Genomic DNA, 17,252 nt, shown 5'->3' with positions numbered 1-17,252 from the left:
TGGCTTCATACACAATGTGTGCATAAATAAGAGCCCTTAATCAGCGTTATTCGCTAACTAAGGGCTCTTCCTATCCAAAACTTCCATTCCTTATTTTGCTTCCGCCGCAGCCTTCCCATCTGGAACAGGGACTCCAAAATCAGGTGTGCCATCTTCGTTCCAGTGAATCACCTGCGCGCGGGCATGACGGTTTGGATCATAAAGAGGGTCTCCCTCGATGTCCTTGTAGTTTCGTGCGTGATAGATCAGAATATCCGTTTTACCATCCGGTGATACTGTGAAGCTGTTATGACCCGGACCATACTGGTCGTTTGCCTCACACGTCTGGAATACCGGTTTAGGCGATTTTACCCAGCTCGCTGGATCAAGCAGGTCGGCATCTTCATCCGCAGTGAGCAAACCCATACAATAATTATAGTCGGTCGCACTCGCAGAGTAGCCAATGAAAATTCGCCCATTGCGGTGCAGTACTGCTGCCCCTTCATTCACCTTGAAGCCGATGATCTCCCAATCGTACTCGGGTGTAGCGATCATGACCTGTTCTCCACGCAGCGTCCACGGATTTTCCATTTCGGAAATGTACAGGTTGGAGTTACCGACAATGTCCGGATCTTTCTGCGCCCAGACCAGATAGCGGATTCCTTTATGCTCAAAGGTCGTTGCATCCAATGCAAACGTCTCCCAGCGCGTTCGAATCTGTCCTTTCTCTACCCACTCACCGTCCAGTGGATTCGCAGAATCGTTCTCCAATACATACATCCGGTGGTCGAAAAGACCCTCATTCGTCTCGCTCGTATGGGCTGCTGCATAATATATGTACCATTTCCCATCGATAAAATGAATTTCAGGTGCCCATATATTGGCACTCATTGGTCCTGTATCATGTTTGTGCCATGCCGTTACCGGCTCGGCATTCTTCAACTCTTCCAGGGTTAATGCACGCCGAATCTCAATCCGGTCAAAGGCTGGAACGGAAGCCGAGAAATAATAATATCCGTCTGTGTGACGGTACACCCACGGATCAGCACGCTGCTCCAGAATGGGATTGGTAAATGTAATGGAATCAGTCATGGGAATGCTCCCCTTTCAAATGTGTGTATGGCTCGGAGTAATTATTTTGTAAACGCTGATGGAAAAAGAGCAAAGAACCTTTGATGGTGCACCGCAGACGCTCCGGGGGTGGCAGGGCCTTGTTGCTCTCTTGTCCTCCGATTTCTTCTTTCCACCGCTCCTAGCGGTTGAAATCGGATGCCAAAGTCGCTCCTTCGGCTCCTTCCTCCCCCTTCGCTGCTTGTGCAACTTCAAAGCGCACAGCTTCGCTCTTTCCACGCTCGCTGTACCAAATCTAACTCCGAGCCATTGGTTGTGGCTCTGTATATGTGGTGTCGCCCGCTTCGCTCAGGCGACTCTCCCCACACTAAATGCATGGCTGGCCGCTTTTTTAGGCCAGCTCTTGGTGCACCGCGGTCGCTCCGGGGGTGGTAGGGCCTTGTTGCTCTCTTGTCCTCCGATTTCTTCTTTCCACCGCTCTTGGCGGTTGAAATCGGATGCTAAAGTCGCTCCTTCGGCTCCTTCCTCCCCCTTCGCTGCTTGTGCACCCTTTCAAAGCGTATAGCTTCGCTCTTTCTACGCTCGCTGTACCAAAACCAACTCCGAGCCATAGGTGTGGCTCTGTATCTATGGGGTCGACCGCTTTGCTTGGTCGACTCCACATAACCTCGAGCCATGTCTATGGCTACCTATTCCGCCGCCTTGAGCTGCTTGCCCCAGACGGCAATGCCGCGGTCGTTCAGGCCCGTTACTACAAGTGCTGGCTGGCTTCGCTCCCAGTCCCAGGATGGAAGGAGCTTCAACTCTTCTGTAGAAGCTCCGCCCCACGGGCTTTCTGTCCACTCCAGCGTCAGTGTTTGTTTACCGTCAAACGTCCATTTGCCTGCACCGTTTTCGCTTTTTGCTTTGCCGTTGGCTTGCAGGGTGTAGGGCACTGCCTGCACCTGTCCGTCCACCGACGGGTCAACAGCCAGGCCTTCCCACTCCCCGGCGATCATCGACTTCGGAATGTCCTGTGCGTACTCACCTGCATAACGTTCTGGTGACACAACAGGCCAGCCGTCCTTGGTCCACAGCATTTTACGGACATGCAGATACGGCCAGTTTTTATCCGTCTCACCTCTCGCATGATGCACAATATAATAATCGTCGCCATCCTTAAGGACTGAGTTATGTCCAGGTGCAACCCAGCCCTCACCTTCGGTGAAGCGGTAGCCACCCAGAATTTTGGTTCCGACTTCATATTGAGGCAGGTGCTCCGTATCCAGCATGTTCATGCCATTTACATCCGTGTAGGGGCCTGTTATGGAATCGGCACGGGCTACACGCACATTATAATCTTCGAATAAGGAATCATAGGAGACGAATAGATAATACTTTTTGAACTCCGGGTTATACACGATATACGGACCCTCCACTGCACCTTCTTCCGTAGCACGATCACGGGCGGCAATGCGGGTTCCATAGCCCTCTTCCTTGAACTTTCCGGTTTGCGGATCGAGAGGTGCAATGTATATTCCGTCAAAAAAGGAACCGTATACCATCCATGAATTGCCTTCGGCATCCACTACCGGATTGGCATCAATGGCATTCAACTTATCCTTTTCATTCTCGGAAGTTTTAACAACCAGCCCTTCATCTGTCCAAGGTCCTTCCGGAGACGCAGAGGTCTGCAAACCGATGGCCGAACGCGTACTGCCAAAGGTCGAAGCCGAATAATACATTCGGTAGGTATCGCCAACCTGAATCACATCCGGTGCCCATAGATTTACCGCACCTGTCCAATCGAGCGCTTCCTTCGGAATATCTGGTAACGCTTGACCTACCCATGTCCAGTTAATTAGATCATCCGATTTGCGAACCATCACGCCGGGTTTCGCTTCTCCCGCTACCCGAACGTCGGTCGAATAGACGTAGTATCCCTGATCTGTTTTGATAATGGCCGGATCATGTGCATTGTTCACCGTCCAACGGGATTCGTCGTCCAGAATGGAGGTGTCATACAATTGAGTATCTTGAGGAACATCAGGAAAAACAGGCGGAGACACTACTTCCCCTGCCCCGTCTCCAGAACAGCCTGTAGCCCCAATCAAAAACAGCAGCAGCATGGAAGCAACCACTCCTTTACCTGAATTTGTCCACCTGCGGAATGTTCTCCGCTGATTCATCCTTTCACTCCAGAGATCGCTACCGATTCAATAATCTGTTTCTGGAAGATCAGGAAGATGATCAATACCGGAAGCAATGCAACGATGGATGCTGCCATAATAAGCGGGTAATCCGTCTGTATCGCATACGTGGCATTGAAGTTCGCAATGACGAGCTGCAAGGTCTGCTTCTCCGGTGAATTCAGATAAATAATCGGTGCCAGATAATCGTTCCAGATGCCCATAAACCATAAAATCAACTGTGCAGCTATCGCAGGCTTAATGAGCGGGAACGTAATGCTGGAGTACAGTCGGAAATAGGAACTGCCATCGATTTTGGCTGCTTCAATAATCGCATCAGGCACACTGAGCAGATATTGACGAAGGAAAAAGATCATGACCACGTTGCCGAACAATCCAGGAACAATGAGTGGCAACAGTGTGTCCACCCAGCCCAGCTTCGAGAACATGATGAATTGCGGAATCATGACTGTCGGATACGGAATCATCATCGATGCGAGCAGAGCAAGAAACAGTTTGTTTTTATGCGGGAATCTCAATTTGGCAAAAGCAAAGGCGGCGATACTGGACGTAAACGTCCCGACAATCGTCACACTCAGCGCAACGATCAAACTGTTTTTGATCCCGCTGAGCAGCGGACCCGCTTCCCAGATTTCTTTATATTTGCCGAACTGAATAATCTCCGGAATCCATACGGGCGGCAGGGCAAATACATCCTGCTTTTCCTTCACCGAAGTGGATAACATCCAGATCAGCGGTGCAATCATGGCAATGGCCCCAATCGCCAGAACAATGAAGATGATCGAGTTGGTCAGTTTTCTCTTTTGACTATAAGACATATCCGTTCACTCCTTTCCTTGTCCTCAATCCCCATCAAAGGCTGATTTTTCATTCATTTTGAATTGCACGAGTGTGATGACAAAAATGAATACGCCGAGAATCATTGCCATGGCTGACGCATAACCCATTTGCAGGTTACTAAAGGCCTTTTGCCAGATATAAAAGACAATGGAGGCTGATGAGTATTCAGGGCCGCCAGTAGGCGTCATAATGTTCATCTCGGTAAAAATCTGCGAACCGCCAATAATGTTTGTGACGACGAGGAAAAACGTAACAGGCTTCACCATCGGCCAGGTGATATTGCGGAAAATCTGGAACCCATTCGCTCCGTCGAGCTCAGCCGCTTCATAATATGTACGCGAAACGCTTTGCAAGGCGGCCAGATAGAGCAGCATTGTGTAACCGAGCCCCTTCCATACGGCCATAATAATCAGGGCAGGTTTCACCGTTTCTTTATTGGCGAGCCAGTTGGGCCCTTCAATCCCGAATAGATCAAGGAATTGGTTCACCAAACCATAATCCCCGTTGTACGCCCAGTTCCACATGATGGAAACCGCAGCCAGGGAAGAAATAACCGGAATATAGTAAATTACACGGAAGGTAGTTGTGCCCGGAATTTTACGATTTAGCCCCATCGCCAGCAGCAGCGCCAGCAAGAGACCGATCGGAATGCCAAGCATGAGATAGAATGTATTAAACATCGCTTTGTAAAATAGGTCATCGGTAAGCAGGTCCTTAAAGTTGGCCAAACCAATAAAATTCATCTGTCCCAGTCCATCCCAGTCTGTAAACGAACCATATAGGGAGTAGAGAAAAGGGAACATGACAAAGATCAGCAGCCCAAGAACCGGAGGCAAAATGAACAAGTAACCGTACAGCATCTCTTTGCGATACAATTTCGATTTTGTAACCACGGCAGTCACCCCTGTTTCTAGTATCAGTTCAGCATGTGGCATCATTCGATTGAAACGATCCGATCAATTGATGCCACATACCCGCATGGAATCATCCAATAATAACGATGCCAGCAGCATGATCACAGACCGCTGGCATCGCCTTTTCATCTATTATTTCTGTGATTTCTTCTCTTGCTCTACTGCTTTGTCCAGCAGCTTCTGCATTTTTGGCTGCTGCTGCTTTACATAGTCTGCGGCTGTAATCTTGCCGTCCAATACCGGCTGAATGTCGGTGAAGAACAGGTCATACCATTCCGCATTGTACGTGTAGTTACCTGGCAGAGCACGGCCGTAATCTTTTACGATATCAATGAACTCCTGTTTGTTAGCAGGTTTCGTTGAAGTATCTTTGGCCCATTCGTCAGCCATATCGAGCAGGTTCGGAATTTGTACTTTGGCATCCACCAACTGCTGCATGCCTTCCTTGGAAGCCGTGAGGTAATTCACCAATGCTGCGGCTTCTTCCGGGTATTTCGTTTTAGCAGACACCCCGATACCGAGGGAGCCGATCCACGTTGCGGACTTTCCGGTAGAGCCCGCTGGGAAAGGAAGCAAATCATAATCGAAAGGCAGTTTCTCGAAGGTACTCATATCCCATGGGCCTACAGGGAAGAAAGCCATTTCCCCTTTCATCCAGCGTTGGTACGTATCCAATGTTTGCGCTTCCTCAATGGAAGGCGTGATTTTATATTTGTTTTGCATGTCGGCAAAGAATTGTAACGCTTCAGCAAACTTGGGATCATCAATCGTCACTTTTGTTTTGCTTGCATCCAGCCAGTCTGCACCATTGCTCCAGACAAAGGATTGCAAGGCCCACTGTACGTTAAAGCCTGTACCGAACACGTCCGGTTTGCCGTCGCCATTCGTATCCTTGGTCGCTTGCTGATTGACCTTGATGAATTCTTCCCAGGTATAAGGTTTGTCTTTATCAGGGAATGGAATGCCTTCTTTTTCAAATAACGTCTTGTTATATCCGAGTGCAAACGGACCCAAATCTTTCGGCATGCCGTAGATATCACCCTGACCTGCCATTTTTCCATCATAGCGGTACAGGTCGACACCGTATTTCCAGATGTTGTCCAGATCCACATCCGCATTGTTTTCAACGTAAGGTGTCAGATTCATCAACACTTTGCTGTTCACGTAGGCTTTCACATCGCCAGGGTTAATATAGAATACGTCTGGCAAGCTGTTGCCTGTGATGGCAGCTCTCAATTTTGTCGCGTATTGATCCGCAGCTGTTACGATAATTTTGACTTTGACACCGGGATGCTCTTCTTCATATTTTTTAACAACGGCTTGATAAGCCTTCTGTTCATCCGTGCCACCCCGGAACATAAACGTCAGTTCCTTGTCCCCACTTGAACCACTGCTGCCACCACAGCCTGCAAACACAATTGCGCTCACAAGCATAAGAAGCATGATCGTAACCAACCTCTTTTTCTTTACCATCTGAACCCCTCCTGATCTGGATTTGTAAACGTATTCAATTAGCTGAAATAAGATTTCTGTTGTTAAATTTATCAAACCCAGATCACTTTAGTCAATACTTTATTAAAACATTTTATGTTTATATAAAATAAACTAGTACGTTGGCCATCCGCTGGAATCCCACAGCAAGTCGTTGATTAACAATTTTGGATTGCCGTTATCGTCAGCATCATAGGCATGGCGTGCAATGACGTTACCGTTATACACATCCTGGCCGCCCGGTCCCTTCCACTTGACATTCCCTGAATCCAACAGGGTTCCGCCGCCATTCAACATGTTCACACCGTTTTTGTCCACATACGGACCTGTAATACTCGTTGAACGACCATAGACCATTTTGTACGTGCTGTTCACCCCCTGGCAGCAGGAATCAATGGAGGCAAACAAGTAATAATAACCATTCCGGTACACAATACTCGGTGCTTCAATGGCCCCACCATTGTTCGGACGTGCCGCAATAGAGGATATGCTTCCGGTAGGTTTCATCGTGGATTTATCAAGCTTCACAATCTTCAGACCGCTCCAGAAAGAACCGAAAGCAAGCCATGGGTTGCCAGAAGCATCGATGACCAGATTCGGATCAATAGCGTTATAATCGTTAGCAGATGTGGTTTGAAGCACTACCCCCTCATCCTTCCACGAACCTGCTCCAATGCTGGTTGCAGACGCAAGCCCGATCGCCGATCTGTTGGAGCCAAAGGTAGAGATGGAATAATACAGCCACACTTTGCCGTTGTACTGCTCAACGTCTGGTGCCCATACATCCAGGCCGCTCTGACCCGGAACGGCAGTGGCCCACCAGGAGGGCTTGCTCAGAAAAATCTGCGGAACGCGGTACCATGAGGACCCGTTATCCGATTTCAGCACCTGAATGCCCGCACCCGTTGAAAAGGTATACCATGAGCTTCCCTCTTTGATAATGGATGGATCGTGGACGGCAATATCTCCGCTCAGATTCCAGAATGCTGCAAATGCCCGAGACTGACCCGCCAATAGCAGCACAAGTACAAGCAGTGCAGGTAACGCCCAACGTTTCTTCCTGAATCCTGTCAATCCTTTGAACTTTTCCAAACTGAATTCCACCTCTCCTGATCAAATCGTTAATTTGGTTCATGAAGTATTAAATCAATTTAGGTATACTAGGATTATAAAAGCGGTTACATTACAATTCAATGGTATATTTCAAATATATATAAATTGATTCACACTATTTTTTAGATTATTAATTCATCCATATGTGATTTATACTTACATTTTTGTTATATAAACAGGGCATTTGGCATCCTTTTCTCTGCCCTTCCCTTCCTTCAACGAATCATTTATAATTATCTAAAACAAACCATATAAATGTGCAGAAGCCTGGATCAGAAGGGCTTCGTTCAGAACGTGGAAAGGAAACCCACTTATGATTTATATTAAAGATCTGATGTCTGGCGTTAATATATTCAAGGCACTCAGTTCGGAAATTCGGATCCAGATCATTGAGTTGCTTGCCAAGAACCAGAGTCTTAACCTCAATGATCTCGCGACCAAACTGGGGCTCAGCAATGGCGCCATTACAATGCATATTAAGAAATTGGAAGAAAGCGGCCTGATTGAAATTAACACCGCAGTCGGCAAACACGGAATACAGAAGATTTGTTATCTGAATGAGGAAAAACTGATGGTTGATCTGCGTTCTCAGGAGATCAGCAATCGTTATGAAGTTGAAATTCAGGTGGGACACTACAGTGATTATCAGGCAGCTCCCACTTGCGGACTCGCCACCCGGGACAGCATTGTTGGGGAATTTGATGATCCGCGGTATTTTGCGGACCCGTTGCGAATTGATGCTGAGATGATTTGGCTGGCTGAGGGTTATCTGGAATACCGGATTCCGAACTATCTCAAGCCTAATCAATCGTTTAGCGAGATCCAGCTATCCATGGAGTTGGGCTCAGAAGCACCGGGTTATTGCGATAACTACCCTTCGGATATTTATTTCTACGTCAATGGAATTGAGATTGGGTGCTGGACAAGTCCAGGGGATTTCGGTAATACACGCGGTACATTCAATCCAGACTGGTGGCCACCGCATCTGAATCAATACGGAATGCTGAAGCTGATTCGTATTACTCAGGAAGGTAGCTATATCGACGGTTGCCGTATCTCGGATGTAACCCTGAACGAGATCGGCCTGGATTACAAAAGCGATATCCACTTTCGGATTGCTGTAACGGACGGACCGGTGAACAAACGGGGATTGACGATCTTCGGCAAGCATTTCGGCAACTATGGACAGGGTCTGCTCGCCCGTGTGCTCTATAATGTGCAAGAGGAATAGGCTCCTTCTTCTCAGCTAAGTCATACGACAAGAAAACAACCAATCGCCGCCAATGGTCACACTTGGCGGCGATTATCTATTTCTGCACTTTTTTTTCATAGAGTACTTACCTTGAGGTAAGTACATGAACTAAAAGTGCATACTTACATCATGACGAACCTCCCTTTATACTCAAGAAATACTAGAGCTCAGGGAGGAATAATCATTGAAAACCCTTGTTATCGTCACACACCCAAGCATACAAACATCTGTCATTAATAAACGGTGGGCAACCGAACTTCAGAAATACCCGGAAAAGTACACCGTACATGAACTATATAAAGTTTATCCAGATGGAAACATAAACGTGGAGAAAGAACAGCAGCTCATTGAATCGCATGATCGCCTTGTCCTGCAATTTCCGTTCTATTGGTTTAGCAGCCCACCTCTTCTTAAACAATGGCTGGATGAAGTTTTTACTTACGGCTGGGCTTATGGCTCTATGGGAGACAAACTACAGCAACGCAAAGTTGCCTTAGCCGTATCCGCCGGAATCAAAGAGGCGGATTACACGGAAGAGGGCAAATATCGCTATACCCTTGGACAACTATTATCTCCTTTTGAGACAACCATGCTATACTGCGATGCAGATTATCGATCATTCTTTGCCTTTTATGGAGCAGAACACGAGCCTGCGTCAAGTGAGTTGGAACAAAGTGTACAAGACTATTTGAATTTTATTGACAATCTGTAATCCTAATCACCAGGTCGTTGAGGAAGCACTATGCTTGTTCCGCATCTAGAGAAGTTGGCATAAAAAGAAAATAAAATGCATGGTCAATGGCTTGACCAGGAACGTCTTCTGGATGATTAAAGTGGCATTGAAACCACTGGAGATAAATTGCCTATAAATCTTGTAAATCAATCATTATAACAAAAGGATCTTCCATATCACGTATGGGAGATCCTTTTGTTGTTATAAAACGGCTGCACTAGCGTTGAACAGACTCCGGGTCAGATACCATATTGGCTTCTCCCCAATCACACATCATATGGAGCAGCGGCATCAGTGAACGCCCTCGCTCAGATAATGAATATTCAACTTTAGGCGGGATCTGGGGATATTCTTGACGTATCACCAAACCATCCTCCTCCATCTCTTTCAGCATAACGCTCAGGCTCTTAAAAGAAATGGTACCGATACTTCGCTTCAGCTCATTATGCCGCATTACCTTGTTTTCGGCCAACCAATACAAAATGACCATTTTATATTTACCACTAACCAGGGACAACGTATATCCAAAGCCGGTGTCTTTTAATGCCACGCCAGTCGGAACACAGGTTTCGCTCATAAGTTCCCCCTCCTTCTTTTGTTCATCGTACCATAGTGGAATGTTATAGAGACTGCCTGAACGTTTTGGGAGACATGCCATATGCCTTTCTGAACTGTCGGGTGAAATAATTGCTGTCGTTAAACCCGCATTCATAAGAAATTTCCGTGATGGACAGGTTCCCGTGTTTTAACAGATGACATGCCCTTTCCAGACGCAACTTCTGCAGATAGGAGATGGGCGTCATCCGATAATAAGATCTAAAGATCCGATTCAGATGCCTTATAGAAACATTCGACTTTCCTGCAATCTCTTCCAGGGACAGAGGTTCCAGATAATGATCCTCAATATAGGAAATGGCATTAGCCAAATGCATCAGATTATTGCCCTCTATCCCCTTCTCCTGTGTATCATAATGCCTCGACAAATAAACAACCATCTCCGTAAAACGGGAAATTAGCATGGTCTGATACCCTTGCTGCTTACTTTTATATTCCTCAATCATGACAGAAATCAGCGACTCCACGTACTCCAGATTGGGAATTGGCAACGCCATTTTACTCGGATAAGAGTGAATACTGCGATAATACGGCTCCAATACAAACAAAGCCTGAAAGCCTTTGGATTTTCTCAAATCCGGTCCTGCTGAGGCGAGCATTTCAGGTCTGAACATAATATTGCATATCTGAAAATCCTGAGGATCTCTGTAGGCATGCGGAGTGGAACCATTAATTACAAATACATTTCCCTTTTTAACAAAAAACGCCTCTGTATTGACAACATGTGTCGCATTGCCATTCAGGACAATGACAAGTTCCGAAAAATCCACATGCCTGTGAAGTTCGGTATCTTCGTCATGTCCTCCATATTGAATATAAAATGGGAACTCCGGATCGGCTGTAAACCAATTCAAATAGGCGTTGCTCAACAGTTCGCCCTCCATGGTTCATGCTGGGATGAATGTCTATATCATGCTACTCCTGGACCGAAAAATCAAGGTTTGCCGATCATAAGACCTCTATAATTCCTCATGTAGCCATGCAAATTCAGCACAGAAACGAGGGGTGTTATGGATCGTGAAAACACGATTATATGATTGATCTGTCGGATGCAGGGACTTTTTTAAAATTCATAATTGTAAACGCATTCAAGAAAATAATGAATAACAACAGGGGGTTAATATGATTCATACCATGAGAAAGATTGCAAAATACTCTGTGGTCCTCACAGTCTCATTAAGCTTGCTGGCAGGATGCAGTAGTGGCAGTGACAGTTTGGAAAGCAATGAAGGAAGTGACAGTGATACTTCACCGATGACGTTGACTTTCTTCGGAGCTGATTCCAACGCAAACTGGAATAAGATGCAGGATGATGTGGGTAAGGAGATAACCAAACAGACAGGAATTACACTTGATGCGGAATTTGCAGTGTCGGACCCTGCACAGAGACTGGCACTGATCGCGGCAAGTGGAGATTACCCGGATCTGATCAGTCCCAAAGGGGATTTGGACAAGTTGGTAGATGCAGGTGCCATGCTGGACCTTACCGATCTGATTGATCAGCATGCCCCAAACATCAAGAAGCTGTTCGGTGATCAAATCAAACGCTTGCGCTACAGTAACGATGACCCGTCCATCTATGTCATCCCTACTTACTCTGCCATAGATGGAGTCAACTTTGTGGCAGGCGCAGGTTTCGAGCTTCAGCATCGTGCTGTGAAGGAAGCCGGGTATCCACAGATCAATACACTCCAAGATTATGAAAATGTCATTCGATCCTATCTGGAGAAGCACCCTACCGATGAGAATGGCAACAAAAATATCGGTATGACATTGAACGCGGATGATTGGCACATCCAAATTACCGTGACGAACCCCGCAGCTGAGACCACGGGCAAATCGGGCGATGGAGAATACTACATTGATCCCAATACAAATGAAGCAACTTATCATTTCCGTACGGAAGGTGAGAAAGAGTATTTTCAGTGGCTTAACCATATGTATAATACCGGGTTGCTTGATCAGGAATCTTTTGTTCAGAAAAACGACCAATATCTGGCCAAAGTCGCTTCTGGTCGCGTCATTGGTCTGATCGATGCAGACTGGGGCTACTCCGATGGGGAGAAAGCACTGAAGGCTTCAGGAAAAAATGATCAGACTTATGGACATTATTCTGTCATGCTGTCCGACCAATACAAGGATAACCGCTACCAGTCCACAGGTTTCATGGCTGGCTGGGGAGTAGGCATAACGGAAAGTGCAGAAGATCCGGTCCGAGCCATTAAATTTCTGGATTTCCTCGCTTCTGAAGAAGGTCAGATCCTCAACTATTGGGGCCTGGAAGGCAAGCAATATACCGTTGAGGACGGTAAACGTGTTGTGCCTGCGGATGTGCAGCAGCGTATTATCAATGACAATATCGCTTTTACCAGAGAATCCGGCGTTGGACTCTACACCAATATCGGAGGGCATTACGGGGATGGCGTAAAAGACTCCACTGGCAATTATTATACCAAGAACTTCCCGGAACAGATTATTGAGAACTACACGGATGCTGAGAAAGAGACCCTCAAAGCTTATGATGCAGCGACCTGGATGGATCTGTTTCCGAATGAGAAGGATTTCCCGGTAAAACCGTGGGGAGCGGTATGGAACATCTCCGTACCAAGTGATGATGAAATCAACATTATAGCCAACAAGGTGAAGGATATTACATGGAAGCAGATTCCACAGGCCGTGATGGCCAAACCGGAAGAATTCGATGCGATCTGGAATGATTATCAGCAGAAGCTCATAGATGCAGGAGTCGAAAAAATGGAACAGGGATTCACCAAATACGTCCAGGATCGGGTTAAACTCTGGAACGAATAGGAGCACAACATGATGAACTACACCAATCCCGTGATTTCGGGCTTTTATCCTGACCCCAGCATCTGTCGGGTAGACGACGATTATTACCTCGTAACCAGTACATTTGAATATTTCCCGGGGGTGCCGATTTTTCACAGCAAAGATCTCGTGAATTGGCGCCAGATCGGCCATGTTCTCACGTCTGCCGAGCAGCTCCCACTCGCCAATGCGGGCAGCTCCGGCGGCATATATGCGCCGACTCTCCGCCATCATGATGGCTGGTTTTATATGACAACGACCAATGTAAGCGGGGGTGGTAACTTCTATGTACGAAGCAGAGCGGCTGAAGGACCTTGGTCCGATCCCATTTTTGTTGCCCAAGACGGTATAGATCCCTCCCTACTCTTTGATAAGGATGGTCGGATATACTTTCAAACCGCTTGTAATGGTGATGAAGGCGAAGGAATCTATCAATGTGAGATCGACATCTCGACAGGTCAGAAGCTGACAGAAAGCCAATTCATCTGGAGTGGAACCGGCGGTGCTGCACCTGAGGCCCCTCACTTGTACAAAATCAATAACTTCTATTATCTAATGATTGCCGAAGGGGGAACCGAGTACGGGCATATGGAAACCATTGCGCGAAGCACGAATCCATACGGACCATTCGATCCCTGTCCTCATAATCCCATCCTGTCCAATCGAAGCATAAAAAGCAGTATTCACGCCACTGGACATGCGGATCTGGTACAAGCACAGGATGGGAGCTGGTGGGCGGTATGCCTGGGAATTCGTCCTGCAGCCTACCCCATGCGTCATCATTTGGGTCGTGAGACATTTCTCGCACCAGTGACCTGGACGAGTGACGGATGGCCAATAATCGGTCATGACGGACATATTGAGCCCGTCATGGCCGGGCCGCAGCTGCCTGAGGTTCATTGGCCCCGCAAAGCAATCCGGGATGATTTCGATGTATCCACACTGGGCCTGGACTGGATCTTCCTGCGAAATCCGGCTCCTGGAAGTTGGTCACTCACAGAATACCCGGGTCATCTTGTTCTGCGTGGGAATCCTGTGACTCTCAATGACGGTCGCAATCCCGCCTTTGTAGGTCGTCGATTAAGCCATTTCTTATGCAACGTGGCTGCCAAACTGAACTTTGAGCCAATACATGATGGCGACGAAGCGGGATTGACCGTCTACATGAATGAGAAATACCATTATGATTTAGCCATAAAACGAATTAACGGCCAGAAAAAAATCATATTTCGGCGAACGATTGCTTCATTAAGAACAGAGGAGATTCAGGATTGTGAACCCGGCCCTGTCATATTACAAATCCAGGCCCAACGTGATCTTTTTACGTTCTCCATACAGCAAGGTTCAACAATTGGCACTGTACTTGGCTCTGGCGATACACATCTGCTCTCTACTGAAGTGGCGGGTGGCTTCACTGGGGTCATCCTTGCCATGTATGCCTATAGTCCATCGGGAGAAGGTGCGCCAAGCCAGTTCGATTGGTTTGATTATGAACCGTTGGATTAAATCATAGTGCGACCTTCGAATTTCAATGTAAAAACGTTGAATATCCTCCATTAAAATTATCCCCTTCAAGTCGATACTCTTTTGAAAAGCCTTGTGTGGTAACATAAGGAAAAGAGTTAACTTGAAGGGGATTTTGCTATGGTTATATACATCGATTCTTCCAAGAAACTTTCCGCACAACTCCTCTTAAATTTCAGAAAAGTCCATTGATTTATTAGAGAAGTTCTCCTAGTATTTTTAGTAGGACACCCAGAGCTCGACATCATAGCAATAGCTTTACTGTTTTTATGAGAGCGCTATCGCTGCAGCACTATAGAAAAACGGGAGGTTGCAGATATGAAATGGAATCACTTCAAGTCCAAGCTTCTGCTTAAGTACACACTATCCTATATCTCCATTTTCCTTATACCTCTTGTTATATTAACTATTATTATTTATCACAATGCTGTGGACACGCTCCGTTCAGAGATCGAACAAACCAATGTCAATCAGCTGACTCAAGCGAAAACGGTCATTGAACATCGCATTTCGCATCGCCTACGATGAGCAGCTAACCCGATATTGGACTCACCATCCCTATTATAGCCGGGAATCGATTAGTGCCTTGGTCAAATACAAAGCGACCAGTTCCATTATTGATGAGCTATTCCTGTTCTTCCGTGGAGATGATAGCATCTATTCGTCCCAGGGCTCTGAGAACCTGGATGTATTCACCGGTCGCTACAAATTTAACACCTGGAACGAAACGGACATGATCCGGGATTTGAATAATGTTCCGTTTCCCACGATACGACCAGCCGAGCAAGTCGTTCAAGGAACCAAAATACCCAATTCCATGCTGGCCTACCTTGTACCGATTGCGCCTAACAATACGCCCGCCCACGGCACGGTCATGTACCTGATTCATGAGTCCAATCTGACCGGATTGATTGATTCCATTCTCAGCGACTACCATGGGATGACTTATATTTTCGATAATTACGGGCAGGTACTGGCCGCCAACTATAAAGGGGAAACCATTACCGATCAGGAAGTCAAAGCTCTGTTTGCACTTGAGCCGGGAACGCACAGTCTCTCCTTAAACCAGGAACCGCATTCGGTTGTATCCGTCAAATCAGATGCTGGCTGGACTTATGTAACGGCTATGCCAAGCAATCAATTTTTTAGCCGTATTGTCCATATTCGTACCTTTATTGTTCTGGTTTTCTCCTTCGTTGTGGTGATGGGCACTTTCCTTGCCATCATGCTGGCACGAAGACAATACCATCCGATTTCAGACTTGATGGAGTTCATTCGGTTGAAAAATAATCCTGAACCTTCCACATCCAGCAACGAGCTGGAATGGATCAAGAAAACGCTGCATGATTACAGCCAGCGCGTAGATCTTCAGGAGCCCTACGCTCGTAATCATATACTGCTCATGTTACTGAAGCATGGTCATACCGGAGAAATCCCTTCCGAGTTTACGGACAATCTCGGCATCCGTTTTAATCGGTCCCATTATTTTGTCATGACCTTGGGCTGGGAAATGCACGCTTTTCCCATCGGTGATAACCCCGAACAACGTACAGTCATGCAGCTGATAAACGATATAGAACTGCCGGAGTTGTCTGCTTATGCTTACGGCGTGGAGCTTCCACAGCCAGACCAATTAGCCCTCATTGTCGGTTTTGATGCCGAAATCGGCCATCATGCCAGCTGGAGTAATCGTATGGAGTCTATTGTTGGATCACTGCAATCGATGGTGACAGAGCACGTCGGAGTCGCTCCGGCGATTGGTATCGGCAACAGCTACAGTTCTCCATTGCAGCTGAACCAATCCTACATCGAGGCATCGACCGCACTCGAAGCATCCATGCTGCACGGACAAGGCAGCAGTACCTTCTTCAACGCCCTTTCCGGTTCCGGTGCACAGGATTCGTCCTTCTGGGTTCCTAAGGATGTGCTGCTGAAGCTGGTTCAGAGCTTGAAACAGGGCAGCTACGATGTGGCGGTTCAGATGGTATCCACCGCGTTGAATACCCTGAAATCTGAAATGCCATCTGTACCGCTGCTGCGCTGCATCTGCTTCGACATTCTGAATACGATGCTCAAAACGGCCTCGGAGCTTGGCATTCATCACGTGGTTAATCAACTTCCACGGATTACTTCCTATGACTCGCTGGAGGATTTGGAGAAAAAACTGACTGGCCTTGCCGCCGAAATCTGCGCCCATGTCGAGGCGAAGAGCGAGACGGAAGAAAGCTCGCTGATGGATGAAATCGTTGCTTATATTGATGCCAATTACTCGGATTATGATCTCAGCCTGGGTACGATCTCGTCTAAATTCACGATCTCTTCATCGTATTTCAGCCGTTCATTTAAAGAGAAGATCGGCATGAACTTTACCCAATACATCTGGCAGAAACGGATGGATGAGGTCATCCGGCTGCTGCTGCATACAACTGATCCGTTAAAAGATATCATCACACGTGTCGGTTATCTGGACACACCGAACTTTATCCGCAAATTCAAGAAAGAGACGGGTTACACGCCCGGACAATACCGCAAAATGCACCGCCCCAATGGCTCCGCCGATTCCCCGGATGATGATGACGAGGAATGTATCGGATAAAGGCTTCGAATGACGTCTATATAAGGATTCACCGGATAACCGATTCACCGAATAAATAGAAACCTCCCCTTTACCGTATCGTTAAGGGGAGGTTTTCGTATTTTCA

At 46.9% G+C, this 17,252-nt stretch carries 12 protein-coding genes and 1 pseudogene; 5 read left to right on the top strand and 8 right to left on the bottom strand.

What is annotated here, in order from left to right; translation table 11 throughout:
- Positions 1–90: 90 nt before the first annotated feature.
- The 6 genes from QP794_RS15540 to abnA form a co-directional block, all read right to left on the bottom strand.
- Positions 91–1,071: a glycoside hydrolase family 43 protein gene (locus QP794_RS15540; protein ID WP_285077929.1), complete on the bottom strand. Its 981-nt coding sequence runs from the start codon at positions 1,069–1,071 to the stop codon at positions 91–93.
- A gap of 668 nt (positions 1,072–1,739) precedes the next feature.
- Entirely contained in the window at positions 1,740–3,158 is a 1,419-nt protein-coding gene (locus tag QP794_RS15535) for an arabinan endo-1,5-alpha-L-arabinosidase (protein ID WP_285078040.1), read from the bottom strand.
- 56 nt (positions 3,159–3,214) lie between these two features.
- Positions 3,215–4,057, bottom strand: coding sequence for a carbohydrate ABC transporter permease (locus tag QP794_RS15530; RefSeq protein WP_024632439.1), 843 nt, complete (start codon positions 4,055–4,057; stop codon positions 3,215–3,217).
- 24 nt (positions 4,058–4,081) lie between these two features.
- The gene (locus QP794_RS15525) at positions 4,082–4,972 is read right to left on the bottom strand and encodes a carbohydrate ABC transporter permease (protein ID WP_024632440.1); all 891 of its coding nucleotides are present in this window, start codon (positions 4,970–4,972) and stop codon (positions 4,082–4,084) included.
- Positions 4,973–5,125: 153 nt separating this feature from the next.
- A complete protein-coding gene (locus tag QP794_RS15520; protein WP_094937226.1) occupies positions 5,126–6,466 on the bottom strand; it encodes an ABC transporter substrate-binding protein in 1,341 nt (446 codons plus the stop codon).
- Positions 6,467–6,598: 132 nt separating this feature from the next.
- Positions 6,599–7,576 carry an arabinan endo-1,5-alpha-L-arabinosidase AbnA gene (gene abnA, locus QP794_RS15515; protein ID WP_483311913.1) on the bottom strand — a complete coding sequence of 326 codons (978 nt, stop codon included), beginning with the start codon at positions 7,574–7,576 and terminating at the stop codon, positions 6,599–6,601.
- Positions 7,577–7,910: 334 nt separating this feature from the next.
- Between abnA and QP794_RS15510 the strand changes: the two genes are divergently transcribed.
- Positions 7,911–8,828: an ArsR/SmtB family transcription factor gene (locus tag QP794_RS15510; RefSeq protein ID WP_024632443.1), complete on the top strand. Its 918-nt coding sequence runs from the start codon at positions 7,911–7,913 to the stop codon at positions 8,826–8,828.
- A 205-nt stretch (positions 8,829–9,033) separates the two neighbouring features.
- Positions 9,034–9,561 (top strand): NAD(P)H-dependent oxidoreductase, encoded by a 528-nt coding sequence (locus tag QP794_RS15505; RefSeq protein ID WP_285077928.1) that lies wholly within the window; start codon positions 9,034–9,036, stop codon positions 9,559–9,561.
- Between the two features lie 238 nt (positions 9,562–9,799).
- On the opposite strand, the gene QP794_RS15500 is transcribed toward QP794_RS15505, so the two are convergent.
- Entirely contained in the window at positions 9,800–10,159 is a 360-nt protein-coding gene (locus QP794_RS15500; RefSeq protein ID WP_285077927.1) for a winged helix-turn-helix transcriptional regulator, read from the bottom strand.
- A 43-nt stretch (positions 10,160–10,202) separates the two neighbouring features.
- The gene (locus QP794_RS15495) at positions 10,203–11,066 is read right to left on the bottom strand and encodes a helix-turn-helix domain-containing protein (protein WP_285078038.1); all 864 of its coding nucleotides are present in this window, start codon (positions 11,064–11,066) and stop codon (positions 10,203–10,205) included.
- Between the two features lie 265 nt (positions 11,067–11,331).
- On the opposite strand from QP794_RS15495, the gene QP794_RS15490 reads away from it, so the two are divergent.
- The 3 genes and pseudogenes from QP794_RS15490 to QP794_RS15480 all read left to right on the top strand — a co-directional run bounded on the left by QP794_RS15490 (position 11,332) and on the right by QP794_RS15480 (position 17,146).
- Complete coding sequence (locus QP794_RS15490; protein WP_285077926.1) at positions 11,332–13,008, top strand: ABC transporter substrate-binding protein; 1,677 nt, start codon at positions 11,332–11,334, stop codon at positions 13,006–13,008.
- Positions 13,009–13,020: 12 nt separating this feature from the next.
- On the top strand, positions 13,021–14,532 hold the full coding sequence (locus QP794_RS15485) for a glycoside hydrolase family 43 protein (protein ID WP_285078037.1): 1,512 nt from the start codon (positions 13,021–13,023) through the stop codon (positions 14,530–14,532).
- 336 nt (positions 14,533–14,868) lie between these two features.
- Positions 14,869–17,146: pseudogene (locus QP794_RS15480) on the top strand (helix-turn-helix domain-containing protein).
- Positions 17,147–17,252: the final 106 nt, after the last annotated feature.

Origin of the sequence: Paenibacillus sp. UMB7766-LJ446, from assembly GCF_030226665.1 — a bacterium.
Lineage (GTDB): Bacteria > Bacillota > Bacilli > Paenibacillales > Paenibacillaceae > Paenibacillus > Paenibacillus vandeheii.
This window is presented reverse-complemented; position numbering and strand designations above follow the sequence as displayed.

Coding starts and splice junctions, on each gene's coding strand:
- QP794_RS15540 (WP_285077929.1), bottom strand. CDS start 1,071: ATGACTGATTCCATTACATTTACCAATCCCATTCTGGAGCAGCGTGCT.
- QP794_RS15535 (WP_285078040.1), bottom strand. CDS start 3,158: ATGCTGCTGCTGTTTTTGATTGGGGCTACAGGCTGTTCTGGAGACGGG.
- QP794_RS15530 (WP_024632439.1), bottom strand. CDS start 4,057: ATGTCTTATAGTCAAAAGAGAAAACTGACCAACTCGATCATCTTCATT.
- QP794_RS15520 (WP_094937226.1), bottom strand. CDS start 6,466: ATGGTAAAGAAAAAGAGGTTGGTTACGATCATGCTTCTTATGCTTGTG.
- QP794_RS15510 (WP_024632443.1), top strand. CDS start 7,911: ATGATTTATATTAAAGATCTGATGTCTGGCGTTAATATATTCAAGGCA.
- QP794_RS15500 (WP_285077927.1), bottom strand. CDS start 10,159: ATGAGCGAAACCTGTGTTCCGACTGGCGTGGCATTAAAAGACACCGGC.
- QP794_RS15490 (WP_285077926.1), top strand. CDS start 11,332: ATGAGAAAGATTGCAAAATACTCTGTGGTCCTCACAGTCTCATTAAGC.
- QP794_RS15485 (WP_285078037.1), top strand. CDS start 13,021: ATGAACTACACCAATCCCGTGATTTCGGGCTTTTATCCTGACCCCAGC.